General features: G+C 73.2%; 14 protein-coding genes. 7 read left to right on the forward strand and 7 right to left on the reverse strand.

What is annotated here, in order from left to right:
* Positions 1-68 precede the first annotated feature (68 nt).
* The 3 genes from IEY99_RS12960 to IEY99_RS12970 form a co-directional block, all read right to left on the reverse strand.
* Complete coding sequence (locus IEY99_RS12960) at positions 69-647, reverse strand: hypothetical protein (RefSeq protein ID WP_189202815.1); 579 nt, start codon at positions 645-647, stop codon at positions 69-71.
* Between the two features lie 282 nt (positions 648-929).
* On the reverse strand, positions 930-2,030 hold the full coding sequence (locus tag IEY99_RS12965; protein WP_189202817.1) for a hypothetical protein: 1,101 nt from the start codon (positions 2,028-2,030) through the stop codon (positions 930-932).
* Between the two features lie 164 nt (positions 2,031-2,194).
* On the reverse strand, positions 2,195-4,516 hold the full coding sequence (locus IEY99_RS12970) for a putative bifunctional diguanylate cyclase/phosphodiesterase (protein WP_229798589.1): 2,322 nt from the start codon (positions 4,514-4,516) through the stop codon (positions 2,195-2,197).
* A 225-nt stretch (positions 4,517-4,741) separates the two neighbouring features.
* Here IEY99_RS12970 and IEY99_RS12975 point away from each other — a divergent pair, with 225 nt between their 5' ends.
* Positions 4,742-6,760, forward strand: coding sequence for an N-acetylmuramoyl-L-alanine amidase (locus tag IEY99_RS12975; protein WP_229798591.1), 2,019 nt, complete (start codon positions 4,742-4,744; stop codon positions 6,758-6,760).
* On the opposite strand, the gene IEY99_RS12980 is transcribed toward IEY99_RS12975, so the two are convergent.
* Positions 6,748-7,353, reverse strand: a complete 606-nt coding sequence (locus IEY99_RS12980) for a sigma factor (protein ID WP_189202820.1) — start codon at positions 7,351-7,353, stop codon at positions 6,748-6,750. The genes IEY99_RS12975 and IEY99_RS12980 overlap by 13 nt on opposite strands.
* A 175-nt stretch (positions 7,354-7,528) precedes the next feature.
* On the opposite strand from IEY99_RS12980, the gene IEY99_RS12985 reads away from it, so the two are divergent.
* Positions 7,529-9,856: an ATP-binding protein gene (locus tag IEY99_RS12985; RefSeq protein WP_189202822.1), complete on the forward strand. Its 2,328-nt coding sequence runs from the start codon at positions 7,529-7,531 to the stop codon at positions 9,854-9,856.
* A gap of 15 nt (positions 9,857-9,871) precedes the next feature.
* Here the strand turns inward: IEY99_RS12985 and IEY99_RS12990 are convergent, their stop codons facing one another.
* Positions 9,872-10,363 carry a TspO/MBR family protein gene (locus tag IEY99_RS12990; RefSeq protein ID WP_189202824.1) on the reverse strand — a complete coding sequence of 164 codons (492 nt, stop codon included), beginning with the start codon at positions 10,361-10,363 and terminating at the stop codon, positions 9,872-9,874.
* A 28-nt stretch (positions 10,364-10,391) separates the two neighbouring features.
* Positions 10,392-12,086 carry a glycoside hydrolase family 13 protein gene (locus tag IEY99_RS12995; protein ID WP_189202825.1) on the reverse strand — a complete coding sequence of 565 codons (1,695 nt, stop codon included), beginning with the start codon at positions 12,084-12,086 and terminating at the stop codon, positions 10,392-10,394.
* Positions 12,087-12,148: 62 nt separating this feature from the next.
* Here IEY99_RS12995 and IEY99_RS13000 point away from each other — a divergent pair, with 62 nt between their 5' ends.
* The 5 genes from IEY99_RS13000 to IEY99_RS13020 all read left to right on the forward strand — a co-directional run bounded on the left by IEY99_RS13000 (position 12,149) and on the right by IEY99_RS13020 (position 17,741).
* On the forward strand, positions 12,149-13,153 hold the full coding sequence (locus tag IEY99_RS13000) for a glycosyltransferase family 4 protein (RefSeq protein ID WP_189202827.1): 1,005 nt from the start codon (positions 12,149-12,151) through the stop codon (positions 13,151-13,153).
* A 102-nt stretch (positions 13,154-13,255) separates the two neighbouring features.
* Entirely contained in the window at positions 13,256-14,407 is a 1,152-nt protein-coding gene (locus IEY99_RS13005) for a glycosyltransferase (RefSeq protein WP_189202829.1), read from the forward strand.
* Positions 14,404-15,486, forward strand: coding sequence for a glycosyltransferase (locus tag IEY99_RS13010; protein WP_189202830.1), 1,083 nt, complete (start codon positions 14,404-14,406; stop codon positions 15,484-15,486). The genes IEY99_RS13005 and IEY99_RS13010 overlap by 4 nt, the downstream gene beginning before the upstream one ends.
* The gene (locus IEY99_RS13015) at positions 15,483-16,985 is read left to right on the forward strand and encodes a glycoside hydrolase family 130 protein (RefSeq protein WP_189202832.1); all 1,503 of its coding nucleotides are present in this window, start codon (positions 15,483-15,485) and stop codon (positions 16,983-16,985) included. Before IEY99_RS13010 ends, IEY99_RS13015 begins: the two co-directional genes overlap by 4 nt.
* 90 nt (positions 16,986-17,075) lie before the next feature.
* A complete protein-coding gene (locus tag IEY99_RS13020; RefSeq protein WP_189202834.1) occupies positions 17,076-17,741 on the forward strand; it encodes a YqeB family protein in 666 nt (221 codons plus the stop codon).
* A 257-nt stretch (positions 17,742-17,998) separates the two neighbouring features.
* On the opposite strand, the gene IEY99_RS13025 is transcribed toward IEY99_RS13020, so the two are convergent.
* Positions 17,999-18,703: a DUF4386 domain-containing protein gene (locus IEY99_RS13025; RefSeq protein WP_189202835.1), complete on the reverse strand. Its 705-nt coding sequence runs from the start codon at positions 18,701-18,703 to the stop codon at positions 17,999-18,001.
* Positions 18,704-18,733 lie beyond the last annotated feature (30 nt).

Below are 18,733 nucleotides of genomic sequence, written 5' to 3' on the forward strand. Positions count from 1 at the left end.
GCCCGACCCACCGCCGGGGTAAGGCACGGACCGGCCCGGGACCGGAACGATCCGGTCACCTCCGCGGGTCAGGTGAGCCGGTCGGTCCCGGCCAGCGGTTCGCCCCGGCGCAGGTAGGAGCGCAGCGACCGCGGCGTCGTCTGGGCCGGCGGGGGAGGCGGGGGCGGCGGCGTCGCCTCGATGCCCAGCTCCTCCCGGATCGCCGCCTCCAGCTGCTGCATCACCAGTGGCACGTGAGCGAGCATCTCGCGCACCGACGTCGAGGGGTCCACGCCGGGCCGGGGCGCGGGGCGGTCGCCGTACAGCTTCTCCAGCAGGAGGTGCACCGCCAGCGCGGCGCTGCGGACCTGGCCCGAGGCGAGCAGGCGCACCTGCATCAGCGCCGGACCCACCTCGTCGACATAGGTGAAGGGCCCCGGCATCCGCTGCCCCGTCTCGAGCGCGGTCCGCATCCGGTACGTCGCCCGCTCGAACTGCGTCAGCAGGGCGACATAGGCGTCGCGGCGCTCGGCGTACCACCGGCGGGTCCGCTTGGCGCGGCTGCGCAGGTAGTCGTCACGGGCCGACACGAGCACCGTCACGCCCGCCCCGGCCAGGGCGAACACGGCGGCGACGAGGGGCAGGCTCCACCACGGGATCTCAGACACCCGACCACGGTAGCGATGCGGGGCCTCGCGAAGCGGCCGGCGCCGGTCAGTTTCGACGGTGGGGTGGGATCATCCGGATTTCATGGTACGGACATCGCGAGGTTCCGCCCCCACGAGGCGGCCCGGGCGGTGGTCCCGGCCGTTGCGCCGCCGCCGGGCCGGCGCGGTGGTCACCGTCTGCACACACGAAGGATCCCGGTCCCCCGTTCGGTGACGAGGGCCGGGATCCTTGCGGCAGTGCGGTGGGTCAGGCGACGAACTCGGTGGCGAGTCGCCGGCGCATCACCGGGAAGGCTCCGGCGCCCGCGACCACGTGCCGGTACCAGTGCCCGCACCATCGCCGGTGCCCGGGACGGTCGGGCCCTCGCCCGCGATGACGACGATCTCCGCGGTGTCGTCGGCGGCGTTGGCGTCCGTGCCGTGCTCCCGGTCCAGGAAGGCGTAGTTGGTGATCACCTTGCTCTTCGTCTCGCCGGCGCGCTCGATCAGGAGGTCGAACTCCCACTCCTGGGTCGCGTTCGGCTTGAGCACGTGGTCCAGGGACGTCGCGAGGTAGCACTCGTACGCCTCGGCATCCGGCATCCAGGAGCGCGGAAGGACCTGCTTGCAGTTCTCGGGCGCCTTGACGACCGTGGTTCCGTCCGGCACGTCGACGAAGGTGCTGTTCAGCAGGCCGCGCGTGCTACCGCCCAGGAAGTTGGCCGCCGCGGGCCCCAGGTTCAGCTGGCCGACCTTCAGCTTGACGGTCTGCCCGGCCGCGCCCCGCACGGTCGCGCCGACCGCCTTCAGGTTGACCGGGTTGTCCCCCGTGATCTTGATATTGGTGACGGTGTCGCGGGTCCGGGATGTGCCGTCGCTCGGCGCGCCCACCGGCTCCGGCGTGGCCTGCAGTCCGAGCTTGTCACCCGTGCCGCGCGTCGGATGCCCCTGGCGCCACGCCTCGAGATTCGGCGCCGCCTCCTCGGCGGTGTACCACTTGGACGTGGTGCGCTGGAACAACGGCGCCATGGAGTCGGCGTCGACGTCGTACTCGACCTGCGGCTGGGCCACGTACTGCTTCCCGGCGGCGAGCTCGGTGCCGATCTCGCAGAAGGCAGCACGCGCGGCGTAGTAGCAGTTCTCGAAGGTCTGGGCCGGCTTCATGCCGGGAGGCCACTCCAGGAGCAGGTAGGCCTGGGCGACGACCGCGGTGCCCGGGTTGCCCACCGCGACCGCGGCCGCGGCCCTGCCGCCCGGCGCGACCGAGACGATCGTGTTCGGACCCGCGACGAGCGCCGGCTGGCCGGCGGCGACCGCTGTGGTCGGCGCAGCTGCGATGACGAGGCCGACGAGCCCGGCGGCGCCGAAACCCCGCAGCCACGGCCGGAGACGAATTCTCGACACTTCTTCCCCCATGAAGAAATTGATCAACAACCCGCGCAGCATAGGAAGCGCCGCAGAGATCAGCAACGGGTGCAGGGGGCAACGAAACCGGCCAATGCCGGCCATCCTGCAAGGAGCAAGGAGACTTTTGTGATCTTAACCATTTCTATCCATCGGTGCCGCGGTCAGCGCACGGTGCCACGGTGGACGAGCTCGTCGTGCTCGGCCGGAAGCGCCGGCTTGCCGTAGAGCCAGCCCTGGGCCAGCTCGCATCCCTGCTCACGCAGCCAGTCGCTCTGCACCTCGGTCTCGACGCCCTCGGCCACCACCCGCAGGTGCATGGCGCGGGTCATGGCGAGCACCGCCCGCACGATCGGCTCGTTGGCGCCGTGCCGGCCGACCTCGCTGACGAACGAGCGGTCGAGCTTGACGATGCCGATCGGCAGCCGGTTGAGGTAGCTCAGCGACGAGTAGCCGGTGCCGAAGTCGTCGACGGCCATCGTGACGCCCAGGTCCCGCAGGGCGTCGAGGGTGGCGAGCGCGGTCTCCAGGTCCTCCATGACGCCGGACTCGGTGATCTCCAGCCACAGTGCCTCGGGCGGCAGGCCGGTCTCGGCCAGCACGTCGCGGACGATGCCGACCAGGGCCCCGTCGCGCAGCTGCCGGACGGACACGTTGACCGACACGTGCAGCGGCCGGGCGTCCGGGCCCCGGGCGGCGCGCCACTTCGCGAGCTGCCCGGCCGCCTCGCGCAGCAGCCAGGCGCCGCTCTCGACGATCAGGCCGGTCTCCTCGGCGATCGGGATGAAGTCGAGCGGCGAAACCGCGCCCAGCGCGGGGTGCTGCCAGCGCATCAGGGCCTCGAAGCCGTCGAGCTCCCCGGTCGCCAGGTCGGTGATCGGCTGGTAGTGCACCGAGAGCTCGCCGCGCGCCAGCGCAGTGCGCAGCGCCTGTTCGAGGTTCATCCGGTCGCGGACCTGGTCGCGCAGGGAGGTGTCGAACAGCGCGTACGCGTTGCGCCCCTGCCCCTTCGCCTTGTACATCGCGGTGTCGGCGTCGCGGATCAGCTCGAGCGCCTGGGTGCCTCCGGGCGACTTCGCGACCCCGATGGACGCCGAGATCACCACGTTGCCCACGGACAGTTCGAACGGCCGCGAGAACTCGTCGAGCACGCGGGCGGCGAGCGACTCGGCGAGCCGCGAGTGCGACGGGCTGGCGAGCGCGATGACGAACTCGTCGCCGCCGATCCGGCACACCAGGTCGTCGTCGCGCACCTGGGCGCCGAGCCGCCCCGCGACCGCGCAGAGCAGCTCGTCGCCGACCTGGTGACCCCAGTGGTCGTTGACCATCTTGAACCGGTCGAGGTCGATGAAGAGCAGGCTGATCTCGAGCTGCCCGGCGGCGGCCCGCTCGCCCCAGCCCGCGACGGTCTCGGCGAGCAGCTCCCGGTTGGGCAGGTCGGTGAGGGCGTCGTGGGTGGCCCGCCGGCGGGTGGCGCGCTCGGCCCGCGCCCGGGAGTTGTTGGAGCGGACCACGCGGTAGAGCACGGCGAGGATCAGCAGGGCACACAGGACGGCCCGGACCGCGCCGTTCACCGGTCCGCCGGCCGGCTCCACCGTGGTGATCACCACGGGGACGACCACCACGACGGCGATCAGGCCCGTACGGATCTTGCTCAGGTCCTTGACGATGATCCGCTGCGGCTGGGTGAGGCTGCGCATGGAGGGTTGCAGCCCGGCGGCCCCGACGAGCAGGAAAGTCGCGGTGAACAGCACGTCCACGGTGTGCTGCGGCACGTCGGCGATCGCGCCGTCGCGGAGCATGAAGAGGAAGTCGCCGGCGAACATGGTCCCGGCGGCCGCGATCAGCAGCCACAGGGCGGGCTGCCGGACGCCGCCGGAGAGCGCGAGCTGGGCGGTGAGAGCCAGCAGCACGACGTCGAAGATGGGGAAGAAGGAGTTGGCGACCCGCAGCGGGGTGAGGTCCGCCTGCGCCATCGCGGGCGCCATCAGGTAGGTCCAGCACATGAACGCCGCCGCCAGGCCGACCAGTACGGCGTCGATCCGGGCCGGGTCGTCCTCGGTGGCCCGCCGCCGGCGCAGCATGCCGGCGAAGGCATAACCCATGATCAGGTACGCCGGTAGCACGAACGCGTCCGGCAGCAGGGCCATGGTGGTCGGCGGGGAGGCGCCCGCGCCGGGGACGACCGCGCGGATCGCGATGCCGCCGAGGAAGAGGACCGCCGACCAGAACAGGCACAGCCACGGGCCGCGCTCGCCGGGCAGCGCCATGCGCACGGCGCCGTACCGCATGGCACCGAGTCCGGCCAGCGCGCTGAGCAGCATCACCGGGGTGCCCAACCACCGCGGACCGGCGACGAGCACGATCAGGGCGACGCCGGCAAGACCGAGGTACGACCAGCTCAGGGTCCGGCAGTACGGGGGCAGCGCGGGCAGGCCGCGGGCCGGCACGACGGCGTCGGCTGCCGCGCGCTGCGGTGCCGACACGGAGCTCACGTCCTTTCATCGGCAGTCCCGTCCGGGTCATTAACCCTCCGGCCCGGTGCGTAACGGTGTCCCCGGAAAGCCCTGCGCGACCCGGGAGGAACGCGTACGTTTCATCCTGATCTGGGCCGGTCCGAAGTCTTTCGCGGGGGGATACGCGTGAAGCGAGCGCACAGGCGAGTCATCAGCACGGCAGTGGGCACCGCCGTCGCCTTGAGCAGCGTTCTGGTGATTCTGAGCAGTGGCGGGCAGGCCGAACCGGTCGACCTGCGGGCGGCGGCGACCGGCGCCGAGCCCACCCTGCAGACCATCGACCTGGCCCCGGCCACGGGGACGGCGCCGACCGGCCGTGGGTTCTCGGCGGCGCCCCGGCGTACCGTCCCTCCCCGCACCACCGGCCGGTTCAGCCTGGTCGGCGCGACCTGGACGGATCCCGCCGCGCGGCTGACCGGCACCGTCCAGGTACGGACCCGCTCGGCCGCGGACGGCACCTGGACGCCGTGGCAGTCCCTGGAGGCCGAAGAGCCGAACCCGGCCGCACCGGGATCCGGCGACGCCGACGGCAACCGGGGCAGCACCGACCCGCTGTGGGTGGGCCCGTCGGACGGCGTCGAGGCCCGGGTGTCGGCGGACTCCGGGGCCACCGCCGCGCTGCCGCCGGGCCTGCGCCTCGACCTGATCGACCCGGGCGAGGCCCCCGCGGCGCCCGCGCCGAGGGCGTACGAGCGGTTGGCGCCGGGCGTGACGGTGCCGCCGCGACCCGCGCCGAACGTCGTCACCCGGGCGCAGTGGGGCGCGAACGAGAAGCTGGTCGAGGAGGCGCCGGAGTACACCACCGACGTGCAGGTCGTCTTCGTGCACCACACGGCCGGGACCAACGGCTACCGCTGCGCCGACTCGCCGGCGATCATCCGCGGCATCCTGGGCTACCACGTCAAGAGCAACCACTGGAACGACATCGGCTACAACTTCCTGGTCGACAAGTGCGGCACCCTCTTCGAGGGCCGCCGGGGCGGGATCGCGCGCGCCGTCCTGGGGGCGCACACCCTGGGCTTCAACGCGCGCAGCAGCGCGATCGCGGTGCTCGGCGACTACGGTTCGCGCGGCGTCCCCGCCCACGTCCGCACGGTGATCGCGCAGGTCGCCGCGTACAAGCTCGGCACGTACGGCAATCCGCCCGCCGGCCGGACCACGCTGATCTCCAGCGGCAGCGACCGCTACGCCAAGGGCAGCCGCGCCGTGCTGAACCGCATCTCCGGGCACCGCGACACCGGCCGGACCGCGTGCCCCGGCAACGTCCTCTACGGCCAGCTCGGCACGATCCGCGGCATCGCCTCGGCGGCGCCCGCCGACCTGAGGCTGACGAAGATGAACGGCGCCACCAGGATCGGCGGCACCTGGTTCAGCCGCGGCGCGATCCGGCCGTACTGGCAGGTGGACACGGCGACGACCCTGATGCACCGCTACGACGTGTACGTCGACGGCACGCTGACCGCCTCGGTGCCGGCCGGCCAGCGGCAGCAGCTGCTGCGGCTCACCCCGGGGCGGCACACCGTACGGGTACGCGCGGTGGCGTTGAACGGCCGGGCCGCGGTCACCGAGACCGCCGTGTTCGCCGACGAGACCCTGCCCGAGTTCACCCGCGGGCCCAGCGTCACGCTGCGGCCCGGCTCGGTCAGCGGCGTCGTGCCGGTCCGCCTGAGCTGGGCGGTCCGGGACGCGGGCGGCCTGCGCGCGGTGCGCCTGACCCGGCCGGTGGCCGCGAACCTGGGCACCACCGCGACGGTCTGGGCCGGCGCGGTGCGGCCGGGCGTGGCGACCACGTACGGCCTGCGGGCCACGGACCGGGCGGGCAACGCGCGGTCGGTGGCGGCGGTCCGGACGCCGGTCCTGGTCGCGGAGGCGCGCGCGGAGCGCGGCGGCACCTGGCGGCCGGTCGGCGGCGCGGCCTACCTCGGCGGCTCGGCACTCCGCGCCACCTCGGCCGGCGCGTCGCTGAGCTGGTCGTTCACCGGCCGCTCGGCCGCGCTCGCGGTGAGCCGTACGGCGGTCTCGGGCCGCGTCCAGGTGTACGTGGACGGCGAGCCCGCGGGCATCGTGGACCTGCGCTCGCCCGCGGCGCTGCACCGCCGCGCGGTCTGGACCCGCTCGTGGAGCTCCAGCGGCCGGCACACCGTCAAGATCGTCGTGGAGGGCACGGCGGGACGGCCCGGGGTCATCTCCGACGGACTGGTCTACCTGCGGTAGGGCTCGGGGTCGTCGCTCGTCTGCCGGTCGAGCACGGACCGCAGCGCCCGCAGCGCGAAGTAGAGGCTGGACTTGACGTCGCGCACCGAGGTGCCCCGGGCCTCGGCGACGGCCTCCAGCGCCGCGCCGCCGTAGAACAGCTCGACGAGGATCTCGCGGTGCGCCGCCGCGAGATCCTCCATCGCCCGCACGATGGTGGTGCCGGGGCGGGGGGACGGCGAGCGCCCCGCCGGCGGCGGCTCGACCCTGTCGTCGTGCCCGGCGGGGGCGGAGCGCTCGCCGTCGCGCAGCACCGTACGGGCCGTGAGCACCAGCCACGGCCGTACCGCGGAGGCCCGTGGGGGGAAACGGGCCGGATCCTGCGCCGCGCGGTAGAGGGTCTCCTTGAGCACATCCGCGGCCGCCACCTCGTCGCCGCCGGTCAGCCGCAGCACGTACGTCTCCAGCGCCGCGCGGTGCGGCGCCACCAGGGCGTCGAACGCCTCGGCGGCCCGCTCCCGCGCCGCGCGGGCGGCGGAGGTGCCGGGCGCCGGGGCGAAGAGGTCGGCGTGCAGCGGCGACCGGGTGGGCCGGTCGGCCGCGTGGCGGCCCATGACGTACCCCTCTCCTCGGTGATCCGTCCGAGGGGTTCCATGCTGATCGACCGCGGCGCCGGCGGCACCGGGAAAAGTACCCGCCTGCGCGGATCCGGGTATCACCCGCGTAGTTCCCCGGTGTCCCCGCGGACGGGGCCGGGCAACCGGGGGCCGCACACACTAACGTGCTCCTATGAGCACCGCCACGAGCGCGCACGGTTCCCTGGGCAACCTGCCCGCCGAGGTGACCAGCTTCGTGGGCCGGCGGCACGAGCTGACCGCCGTCCGGCGGATGCTCGCCACCAGCCGCCTGGTCACCCTCACCGGCGCGGGCGGCGTCGGCAAGACCCGCCTGGCCCGGCACGCCGGGCTGGAGCTGCGCCGCGCGTTCCCCGACGGGGTGTGGCTCGCCGAGCTGGCCGAGCTGCGCGACCCCGACCTGGTCGCGGTCACCGTCGCCGAGGCCCTGGGCGTACGCGAGCAGTCGGTCCGGCCCGACGCACCGGCGCTGGCGACCTTTCTCGCCGACCGGCAGGCACTGCTCATCCTCGACAACTGCGAGCACCTCGTGGCGGCGAGCGCGGATCTGGTGGAGACGCTGCTGCGCGCCTGCCCGCGCCTGCGCGTGCTGGTCACCAGCCGGCAGGCGCTGCGGATCGCCGGCGAGGCGACGCTGACCGTGCAGCCGCTGTCGGTGCCGGCGGCCGACCTCGCGTGCACCCCGGCCGACCTGGCCCGCTACGAGGCGGCGAGCCTGCTGGTGGACCGGGCCACCGCCGTGCTGCCCGGCTTCGCGGTCACCGAGGCCAACTGCGCCACGGTCACGGCGCTGTGCCAGGCCCTGGAGGGCATGCCGCTGGCGATCGAGCTGGCGGTGGCCCGGCTGCGGGCGCTGACCCTGGAGGAGATCCTCGACCGGCTGACCGACCGCTACCGCCTGCTGACCACCGGCGCCCGCAACGCGCCGGCCCGGCAGCAGACCCTGCGGGCGCTGATCGACTGGAGCTGGGACCTGTGCGCCGAGCCGGAGCGCCGGCTCTGGTCCCGGCTCTCGGTCTTCTCCGGCGGCCTGGAGCTGGAGGCGGCCGAGCAGGTGTGCGGGTTCGCGCCGCTGGCGAGCGAGTCGATTCTCGACCTGATCGCTTCCCTGGTGGACAAGTCCGTGATCTTCCGGGTCGGCGACGGCCCGCGGGCGCGCTACAAGATGCTCGAGGTCGTCCGCGAGTACGGCGCCGCGCGGCTGGCCGAGGCGGGCGAGCAGCCCGAGGTGGCCCGGCGGCACTGCGACTGGTTCGCCGAGCTCGCCCGCTACGGCGACGTGCACTGGGCGAGCCCGGACCAGGCGGCCCTGATGCTGCGGCTGCGCCGCGAGCAGGCCAACCTGCGCGTCGCCCTGGAGTATTCGGTCGACTCCGCCCCGCCGGAGGTGGCCCTGCGCTTCGCCGCGGACCTGCAGAACCACTGGTTCGTCCGGGGCTTCCTGTCCGAGGGCCGGCACTGGCTGGAGCGCGCCCTGGCGCTGCCGCCGCCGCGGCACTGGACCCGGGCCCGGGCGCTGCGCGTGGCCGCCTGGATCGCCTGTGTCCAGGGTGACCAGTCGCGCGCCTCGGCGCTGCTGGCGCAGGCCAAGGAGCTCGCCGCCACGCTGCCGCCGTCGGCGGAACGGGCGTTCATCCCGGTGGTCGAGGGCAACATCGCGATGTTCGCCGGCGACCACGCCACCGCGCTGCCGCTGTTCGAGGAGGCGCTCGCCGGGTTCCGGGCGCTGGACGTCCGGGCCGGCGAGCTGTGGTGCCTGGCCGTCCTGGGGCTGGCCCGGGGACTGTCCTCGGGGTCGCCCGCCGACGGCTACGCCGACCTGGCGGCCTGCCGGGACCTGGCGGAATCGCACGGCGAGGTGTGGTGGCGCTCGTTCGCGCTGTGGGCGCTGAGCGTGCTGCGCTGGCGCGCGGGCGACCACGCGGGCGCCGCCGCCGCGGCCAAGGAGAGCCTCGCGATCGGCACGCTCGTCGAGGACGAGCAGTTCACCGTCGGCCTGTCGCTGGAGGCCCTGGGCTGGGTGGCGGCGAGCGTACGCCGCGACCAGCGCGCCGCCCAGCTGCTCGGCGCCTCGGACCGCATGTGGCGGGCCATGCAGGCGTCCCTGACGCACTTCCGCAGCCTGCGTGACTTCCACGACGAGGTCACCGCGCAGCTGCGCGCGCGCCTCGGCGACCGGGCGTTCGAGGCGGCCTTCGAGCGCGGCGTCGCCCTGAGTCCCGCCGAGGCGATGGCCCTGGCGGTCGAGCGGGTCCCGGCCCCGCGCGGGGAACCCGCGCCGGCACCCCTGGACCACCTGAACCTGACGCCCCGGGAACGGGAGGTGGCGGCGCTCGTCGCGGAGGGACTGACCAACCGGGAGATCGCCGCCCGGCTGGTGGTGGCGCAGCGCACGGCCGAGGGGCACGTGGAGAACATCCTCAGCAAGCTGGGCTTCACCTCGCGGGCGCAGGTCGCCGCCTGGCTGGCCGCACGGCGCTGAGCCCGCCACCCGGCGTCAGTTGGCGTGCCAGATGGCCGCGTTCAGCGCGGTCGCGAAGGTCACCCAGGCCCAGTACGGCAGGAGCAGGCCGGCCGCGAGGCGGGAGACCGGGCGGAACAGCAGCACCGTCACGCCGATCGCCAGCCACAGCACGACGATGTCGGCCAGCGCCAGGCCGTACCGGCCGAGACCGAAGAAGATGGGCGTCCAGGCCGCGTTGAGGACGAGCTGGACCGCGTACGCGGTGAGCGCCGGCGTCCAGCCCGACCGGCGCCACACCAGCCAGCCGGCCACGGCGATCATCGCGTACAGCAGCGTCCAGACCGGGCCGAACAGCCACGACGGCGGCGCCCACGACGGCTGGTCCAGGCTCTGGTACTCGGCCGCCGTGCCGCTCACGCCCAGGCCGCCGATCAGCGCGGCGGCCGCCACCGCGGCGCCGAACGCCGGCAGGCTCCACAGCGAACCGTGCGCGGGGCCGGGGCGGTAGGCGACGCGGCTGCTCATGACGGCGCAGTACCCCGGGCGCGGGCGATCATGCCGGGCGCTTGTAGACGACCACCTGCCACGGCTGCAGTTCCAGGCCGGTCGGTGCCGGGACGTTGGTGAGCAGCAGCTCCGCCGACGACCACGCCTCGGCGTCCGGGATCTCGGCGCGGACCCGCTCGCCGGAGAAGTTGCCGATGCACAGCAGCTCCGCGTCGCCGTGCCGGCGGGTGAAGGCGTACAGGCGCTCGTCGTCGGGGAGCAGCATGGTGAAGTCGCCGTACACCACGACCGGGTCGTCGTGCCGGAGCGCGATCAGCCGGCGATAGAAGTGGTAGACCGAGTCGGGGTCCGCGACCGCCGCGGCGGCGTTGATCTCCTTGTAGTTCGGGTTCACCGCGAGCCACGGCGTGCCGGTCGTGAAGCCGGCCTGGGCCGAGTCGTCCCACTGCATCGGCGTCCGCGCGTTGTCCCGGCCGCGGGCCCGCAGCACGGTGAGCACGTCCTCGCCCGAATGCCCCTCGTGCTCGACCGCCTGCGCGTACTGGCCCAGCGCCTCGATGTCACGGAAGTCGGCGATGGACGCGAACGGCGCGTTGGTCATGCCGAGTTCCTCGCCCTGATAGATGTACGGCGTCCCGCGGTGCAGATGCAGCACCGCGCCGAGCATCTTCGCCGACCGTACCCGGAACTCCGGCGAGTCGTCGCCGTAGCGCGAGACCACCCGGGGCTGGTCGTGGTTGTTCCAGTAGAGACTGTTCCAGCCCACCTCCGCGAGCCCGGCCTGCCACCGCCCGAGGATGCCCTTGAGCTTGGTGAGCTGCAGCGGGTACAGCGCCCACGGGTCGGGGCCGCGGTCGACCCAGACGTGCTCGAAGCCGAAGACCATGTCGACCTCGCGCCGCGCCGGGTCGGTGTAGCGGGCCGCCTCCTCGATGGTCACGCTGGGCATCTCGGCGACCGTCAGCAGCGTGTCGCGGCCGGCGAAGACCCGCTCGTGCATCTCGTGCAGGAACTCGTGGTTGCGCGGGCCGTTCATGTAGTGCGGCCCGCCGTCGCCGTAGCGCGAACCCGGGCGCACCACCCCGTCGGGCAGCGACGTGTCCTTGGAGATGTGGTCGATGACGTCCATCCGGAAGCCGTCCACGCCCCGGTCCAGCCACCAGTTCATCATCGCGTACACCGCCTCGCGGACCTGCGGGTTCTCCCAGTTGAGGTCCGGCTGCTTGCGGCTGAAGACGTGCAGGTAGTACTCGCCCGTCGCCGGGTCGTACTCCCAGGCGGAGCCGCCGAAGACGGATCCCCAGTTGTTCGGCTCGGCGCCGGGCGTGCCGGGCTCCATACCCGGCCGGGCCGGCCGCCACCAGTACCAGTCGCGCTTGGGGTTGTCCCTGCTCTTGCGGCTCTCGGTGAACCAGGCGTGCTCGTCCGAGGAGTGGTTCACGACCAGGTCCATGATCAGGCGCATGCCGCGCTCGTGCACCCCGGCCAGCAGCTCGTCGAAGTCGGCGAGCGTGCCGAAGGCCGGGTCGATGTCCTGGTAGTCGCTGATGTCGTAGCCGTTGTCGTCCTGCGGGGACCGGCAGATCGGCGACAGCCAGAGCACGTCGACGCCGAGGCCGGCGATATGGTCCAGGCGCTGGATGATCCCCCTCAGGTCGCCCATCCCGTCGCCGTTCGCGTCGGCGAAGCTGCGCGGGTAGATCTGGTAAACGACGGCCCGATGCCACCAGGGGTTCTCCATGGTCCCTGGTTTAACACGGGAACCACGGACGAAACACCGGTTCCGCTCGCATACTGAGGATCATGAAGGTGGCGCTGCTCGGACCGATCGCATGGCGCACGCCGCCCGTCCACTACGGGCCCTGGGAGCTGATCACCAGTTTGCTGGCCGAGGGGCTGACCGCGCGGGGCGTGGACGTGACGCTGTTCGCGACCCTCGACTCGGTCACGAAGGCCACCCTGGACGGGGTCGTCAGCCGCGGTTACGAGGAGGACCCGGACATCGACGGCCGGGTCTGGGAGGCGCTGCACGTCGGGTACGCCCTGGAGCGCTCCGGCGACTTCGACCTCGTCCACAACCACCTGGACTGGCTGCCGCTGGCGTTCTCGGGCCACTGCCGGGCGCCCATGCTCACCACGATCCACGGTTTCTCCGGGCCGAACATCCTGCCGGCGTACCGCCGGGCCCGGTCGGCGTTCGTGTCCATCTCCGACGCCGACCGCTCGCCCGACCTCGACTACCTCGGCACCGTCTACCACGGCGTCGACCTGGACGAGCTCCCCTTCACCCCGGACGGCGGCGACGGCCTGGTCTGCTTCGGGCGCATCCATCCGGACAAGGGCACCCACGCGGCCGTCGAGATCGCCCGCCGGGCCGGCCGGCGGCTCACGCTGTGCGGCATCGTCCAGGACGAACGGTACTTCCACCAGCAGGTCGAGCCGCACATCGACGGCGACGCCGTGGTCTACCTCGGATCGGTCGGGCCCCAGGACCGGGCACGGATCCTCGGCGGCAGCGCGGCCCTGCTGCACCCGATCCGGTTCGCGGAGCCGTTCGGGCTGTCGGTGGTGGAGTCGATGATCTGTGGCACGCCGGTGATCGCGTACCCGAGAGGCTCGATGCCCGAGGTGGTGGACGAGGGTCTCACCGGCCGCCTCGTCGACGGCGTCGACGAGGCCGTCACGGCCGTCGCGGGCATCGGCCGCCTGGACCGGGCGGCCTGCCGGGCGCGGGCCCGCAGCCGCTTCTCGGCCGACCGCATGGTCGATGACTACCTGAAAATTTATCGGGAATTCGTCGGCCCATAACAGGACTCTTGTTACCGTTTAATACTGAATTGCGGCAAATGCGCATATTTGCGTCCATGTCGTGCTGCGGGGAGGCAGCAACCTGAGCAGAAAGGGCCCGTCATGCCCGCCACGTACGGCTTTCTCAGCACCTATCCCCCGACTCAATGCGGTTTGGCGACGTTCAACGCGGCGCTGGCGTCCCACCTCACCGGCGGCGCACCCGGCAGCGGCGTGGTCCGCCTGCTCTCCGCGGACGCGGCCGGCGGCGGGCTGGAAGTCGACCGCACGGCACCCCGGGTGGTGCACACGTGGCACACCGACACCCCCGGCGGCTGGGCGGCCGCCGCGAACGCGCTGAACCGCTTCGACGTCGCCGTCGTCCAGCACGAGTACGGCATCTACCCCGGCGTCGACGGCGACGAGATCCTGCCGCTGCTGCGCACGCTGAAGATCCCGACGATCGTGGTGCTGCACACCGTCCTCAGCACACCGTCGCCCATGCAGCGCTCGGTGCTGGAGCGCATCGTGGCCCGCGCCGACGCCGTCGTGACCATGACGGACACCGCGCGGCAGCGACTGACCTCCGGATACCGGGTGGACCCGCGCAAGGTCACCGTCATCCCGCACGGCGCCGGCAGCCACTCCAGCGCGCCGCGCGAGACGCTGGAAGTCCCGCACCTGCTCACCTGGGGACTGCTCGGCCCCGGCAAGGGCATCGAGTGGGCGCTGCGCGCGCTGGCCCTGCTCGGCGACCTGGACCCGGCGCCGGTCTACACGGTCGCCGGGCGCACCCATCCCAAGGTGCTCGAGCACCAGGGCGACCGCTACCGGGACTCGCTCAAGGCGCTCGCCGCCGAGCTGGGCGTCACCGAGCGGGTGCGGTGGGAGGACGTCTACCTGGACCAGGCGGCGCTGAGCCGGCTGATCCGCTCCGCCGACGTGGTGGTGCTGCCGTACGACTCGACCGAGCAGGTGACCTCGGGCGTGCTGATCGAGGCGGTCGGCGCCGGAGTGCCCGTCGTCGCGACGGAGTTCCCCCACGCCGTGGAGCTGCTCGCCGACGGGCCCGGCCTGCTCGTGCCGCACCAGGACCCGGAGGCGATGGCGGCCGGCATCCGGCATGCGCTGCACGCCCCGGCCCCCGCGAACCGCCTCACCGGGCTGGCCGGCGGCCCGACCCTGCGCTGGCCCGCCGTGGCCGCCCGCTACCAGAGCCTGGCCGGGCGGCTGCTCGCCGAGCGCCGGCCCGTCGCCGCCTCCGTACCGGCGTGAGCGTCTCCCTGCGGCTGGTACCGCCGCCCATGCACCTGCTCGACGCGCCGGAGCCGAACTGGTCGCACCTGCTCCGGCTCTCCGACGACACCGGTCTGCTCGAGCACGCCCGCAACGCGATCGTGCGGCGCGAACACGGATACTGCGTGGACGACGTGGCCCGGGGCCTGGTCGTGGCGAGCCGCGAACCGCAGCCCGCGGCCCACGTGATCACGCTGGCCGAGCGGTACCTCGCGTTCCTCACCCACGCCACGGCGGCGGACGGCAGGGTTCGCAACCGGCTGTCGTACGAGCGCCGCTGGCTGGACGAGCCCGGCACCGGCGACTGGTGGGGCCGCGCCCTCTGGGGCCTGGGCACGGCGGCCGCCCGCAGCACCGTCCCGTGGATCCGCAAGGAGGCCCGCGAGGCCTTCTCGATCGCCGCCCGGCAGCGCTCGCCGTGGCCGCGGGCGATGGCCTTCGCCGGGCTGGGCGCCGCCGAGGTGCTGCGCGCCGACCCGCGCGCCGGCGAGGCGGCGCAACTGCTGGCCGACGCGGCCACCGTCATCGGGCTGCCCGGCGGCGACCCGCGCTGGGTCTGGCCGGAACGCGAGCTCACGTACGCCAACCCGGCCCTGCCCGAGGTTCTCATCCACGCCGGCGACCTGCTGGGCGACGAGCCCCTGCTCGCCGACGGCCTGCGCATGCTGGGTTGGCTGTGCCGGATGCAGGACCACGACGGGCACCTGTCCACCGTGCCGGTGGGTGGCTGGCGTCCCGGCGCCGAACGGCACCGCTTCGACCAGCAGCCGATCGAGGCCGCCGCCACCGCCGACGCCTGCGCCACGGCCGCGGCGGTCACCGGCGACGACACGTGGGACGCGCCGCTGCGGGCGGCGATCGGGTGGTTCCTCGGCGACAACGACACGGGGACCGTCATGTACGACCCGCAAACCGGCGGGGGATATGACGGATTGACGGCTCATGGGCCTAATCTGAACCAAGGTGCCGAATCCACTCTCGCGCTCGTCTCCACGTTGCAGCACGCCCGCGCGTGGGCAGGTCGCGGCGCGACCAGACAGTCAGGTGGCCCAGCGTGACCGCGACTCTCGACCCGCACGAGGTGCGGACCACCTCCCTCGTCCAGCGCCACGCGATCACGATGCAGCCCGACGGCCGGCGCGTGGTGATCAAGCTCTTCGTGCCCGGTGAGGACGCCCAGGTCGTCCGGACCCGGGCCCACCGCCTCATCGAACGCGTCCTGCAGCTCGACGAGGACGAGATCGGCCGGCTGGTCGACGACGTGATGACCCGGTTCTCGGGCCGCCACCACGACCTGCTGCACACCTTCCAGCACCACTACGACCTGGTGCACCACCGCGTGCCGGCGGACGTCGAGCTGTCACCCAACGCGCGTACGCTGATCGGCGCGTACTTCAGCCACGAGTACTCGGTCGAGGCCGCGGCGCTGTGCAACCCGTCGATGATCCCGCACCCCGACCAGAGCGGCCTGGGCCCGGGGCAGCTGCGGGTGGCGATCAGCCTGCGCCAGATCGGCGAGGGCCACATCTCCTCCATCGGTTTCTGCTCGGCGGTCCTCGGCCCCAACGACGGCATCCGGCTGGAGGACCGCGCCGGGCCGCTGGTGATCGGCGAGCGCACCGGCGCCCGGCACCAGCGCGACCTGCTCGCCGCCGGCCTCGCCGAGCTCGAGATCGACAACGAGCTGACCTGTAGTGTGCTGGGCTCGCTGCCGGAGCGCTACGACGACGAGGAGTTCGAGGACGTCCTCGGCCACCTCCCCGGCGAGCTGCTGGCACGGCCCACCACCGGCGAGACCCTGGCGGTGCTGCGCGAGCTCGTCGCCACCGACTACGCGGTGACGTTCCCGGCCACCGTGCCGCTGCACCAGCGCGTGCTCTGGCCCGCCACGCCGGCCGAGAGCAACGGCATGGAGGACGCCCGCTTCGTGCAGGTCGCCGATTCCGACGGCCGCATGTCCTACCAGGCCACCTACACCGCGTACGACGGCCGGCAGATCGGCGGCCGCATGCTGCACACCCGCGACCTGCGCCACTTCGAGGTCACGGCCCTGCGCGGACCGGCGGCGCGCAACAAGGGCATGGCGTTGTTCCCGCGCCCGGTCAACGGCCGGCACCTCGCGCTGTGCCGCTCGGACGGCGAGACGCTGGGTCTGAGCGAACGCGACGGGTCGAACCAGTGGCAGGAGGCCGTACCCCTGCTGGTGCCGCACCGGGGATGGGACCTCATCCAGGTCGGCAACTGCGGCTCCCCGATCGAGACCGACGCCGGCTGGCTGGTGCTCACCCACGGCGTCGGCCCCATGCGCCGCTACGTGATCGGCGCGATGATGCTCGACCTGGAGCACCCCGAGCGGGTCATCGCCGACCTGCCGCACGGCCTGCTGGACCCGGACGAGATCGAACGCGAGGGCTACGTGCCGAACGTGGTCTACTCCTGCGGGGGCGTGCTGCACAACGGACGCCTCTGGCTGCCGTACGGCGCCAGCGACGTCCGCGTCGGCTTCGCCAGCATCCCCCTGGGCCGCCTGCTGGACGCCATGGTCGTCGTGCCCTGACCCCGGGCGTACCCGCCAAGTCGACTTTGGTTGATCCGGCATCGACTTTCGCCGGTGTCGCCGCCGCGGTCCGTGCGGCAAGATCAAGACGTGATCGAGGACAGGACCGTGGCGACCCCGGTGTGGGTCCGCGCCGCCGTGTGGCTCGCACTGCCCGCCGTCGGCGCCGGAGTCGGCTGGGTGGTGCGGCAACTGCTGGACTGGATCGTGCGCATCCCGTTCGTGCCGATGCGGGACGCGCTGGAGTGGGCTGCCGAAGCGCCCGACCCCCAGGCGACCTTCGTCGCCCTGGCGCTGGGCGCGGCGCTCGGGCTGGTGCTCGCCTACTACGTCGACCGGGAGTCGCTCACGGTGCAGGCCGCCGGCACCGAGGTGGTGCTCACCCGCCCCGGCGTCCGCCGGACGGTCCCCCGCGGCGAGATCACGGCGGCCTACCGCGACCGGGATGAGCTGGTCCTACTCGGCCGCGCCGGGCAGGAGCTGGCCCGCGAGCCGTGCCACCTCGCACCGCGGCGGCTGGCCACCCTGTTCGGCAGCACCTGGCACGACCGTGACCCCTACGCCGACGCCTACCGCCGCTGGGTGCCGGGCCTGCCGGAGCTGCCGGCCGAGGCGGAAGCCATGCTCAAGGCCCGGCAGAAGGCCCTCGACAAGGGCGACACCGACGAGGCCCAGGAGCTCCGCACCGAACTGTCCCGCCTCGGCTTCGTCCTCCGCGACGAGCGCAAGCGCCAGCACTTCCGCCGCACCGGATAGAACGTCGGTGCCGGTTCCCGGGCCGGGGCCCGGTCGACAACCGGGCCGGCGTCGGCGACGAACTACAGTAGGTGTGCGGTGCTGTCCATAGTGTTCGTCGTGGTTCTCCTCGCCGCTGCAGTAGCCGACACCACCTCTGCGCGGACCGTTGGCGAACGCCCAGTCCACGACCGGTCGACGCCGTCCGGTAGACCCGCGCGGATGCGCCGGCACCCCGGCTACCTCGGTGGGAGCGCGGGGGGCGCTGGCGTGGCGGTTCAGGTGAGTGCCACCTCGTGGCCGGGGGCCGGCCGGTCCGCTGCCGCTGCCCGGGCCGACACGCCCCGGGCCAGTAGGTACCCGACCATCCACAACTCGCCGATCGTGGCGGGCGCGGTGAGCGCGTATGCCACCCCGGGCGCGGCGGGGAGGAGGGCGGCGACGGGAACGCTCAGGACGTACCCGATGCCACCGCCGACGAGGATCCAGCCGAGCGGCCGGGGCATGTAGCCGGAACGGCCGACCAGCCATCCCATGGGGATCAGCCACAGCCCGAAGAACAGGCCCGCCAGGCTTGTCGCTGCGGTGTTGAGGTCGTAGAGCAGCAGCGCGTCTGCGCCTGAGGTTGCGTCAGCGCGCAGCGCCACCTTGAGCGCGGTGGCCGAGAACATCGTGGCCACCAGGATCAGCGCGCAGTTCACCAGGCCGAACGCGGCGATCGACGCGGCGGCGACGGGGTGCACCGGCCGGAACAGTCTCCAGAACCACACCGCGGTGACGGCCTGGGTGAGCACCACGGTGACGTCGGCGACGATGCCGAGGCGGGCGAGCCCCTCGTGTGCGACCAGGTCCGCGGCCGTCCGTGCGGCGTCGTCCGGGGCGTAGAGCTGCGCATGGATGAGCAGGAAGGCGAGCACGCCGGAGACGGCGAGGCCGAGGTAGGCCAGGCCGGCGATCCGGGCGGTGCGTCTGGCGTCGGTCATGGAGTCCTCCAGGTTGGCGATGGGGTGGCG

This window comes from Couchioplanes azureus (genome assembly GCF_014648355.1).
GTDB classification, from domain to species: domain Bacteria; phylum Actinomycetota; class Actinomycetes; order Mycobacteriales; family Micromonosporaceae; genus Actinoplanes; species Actinoplanes azureus.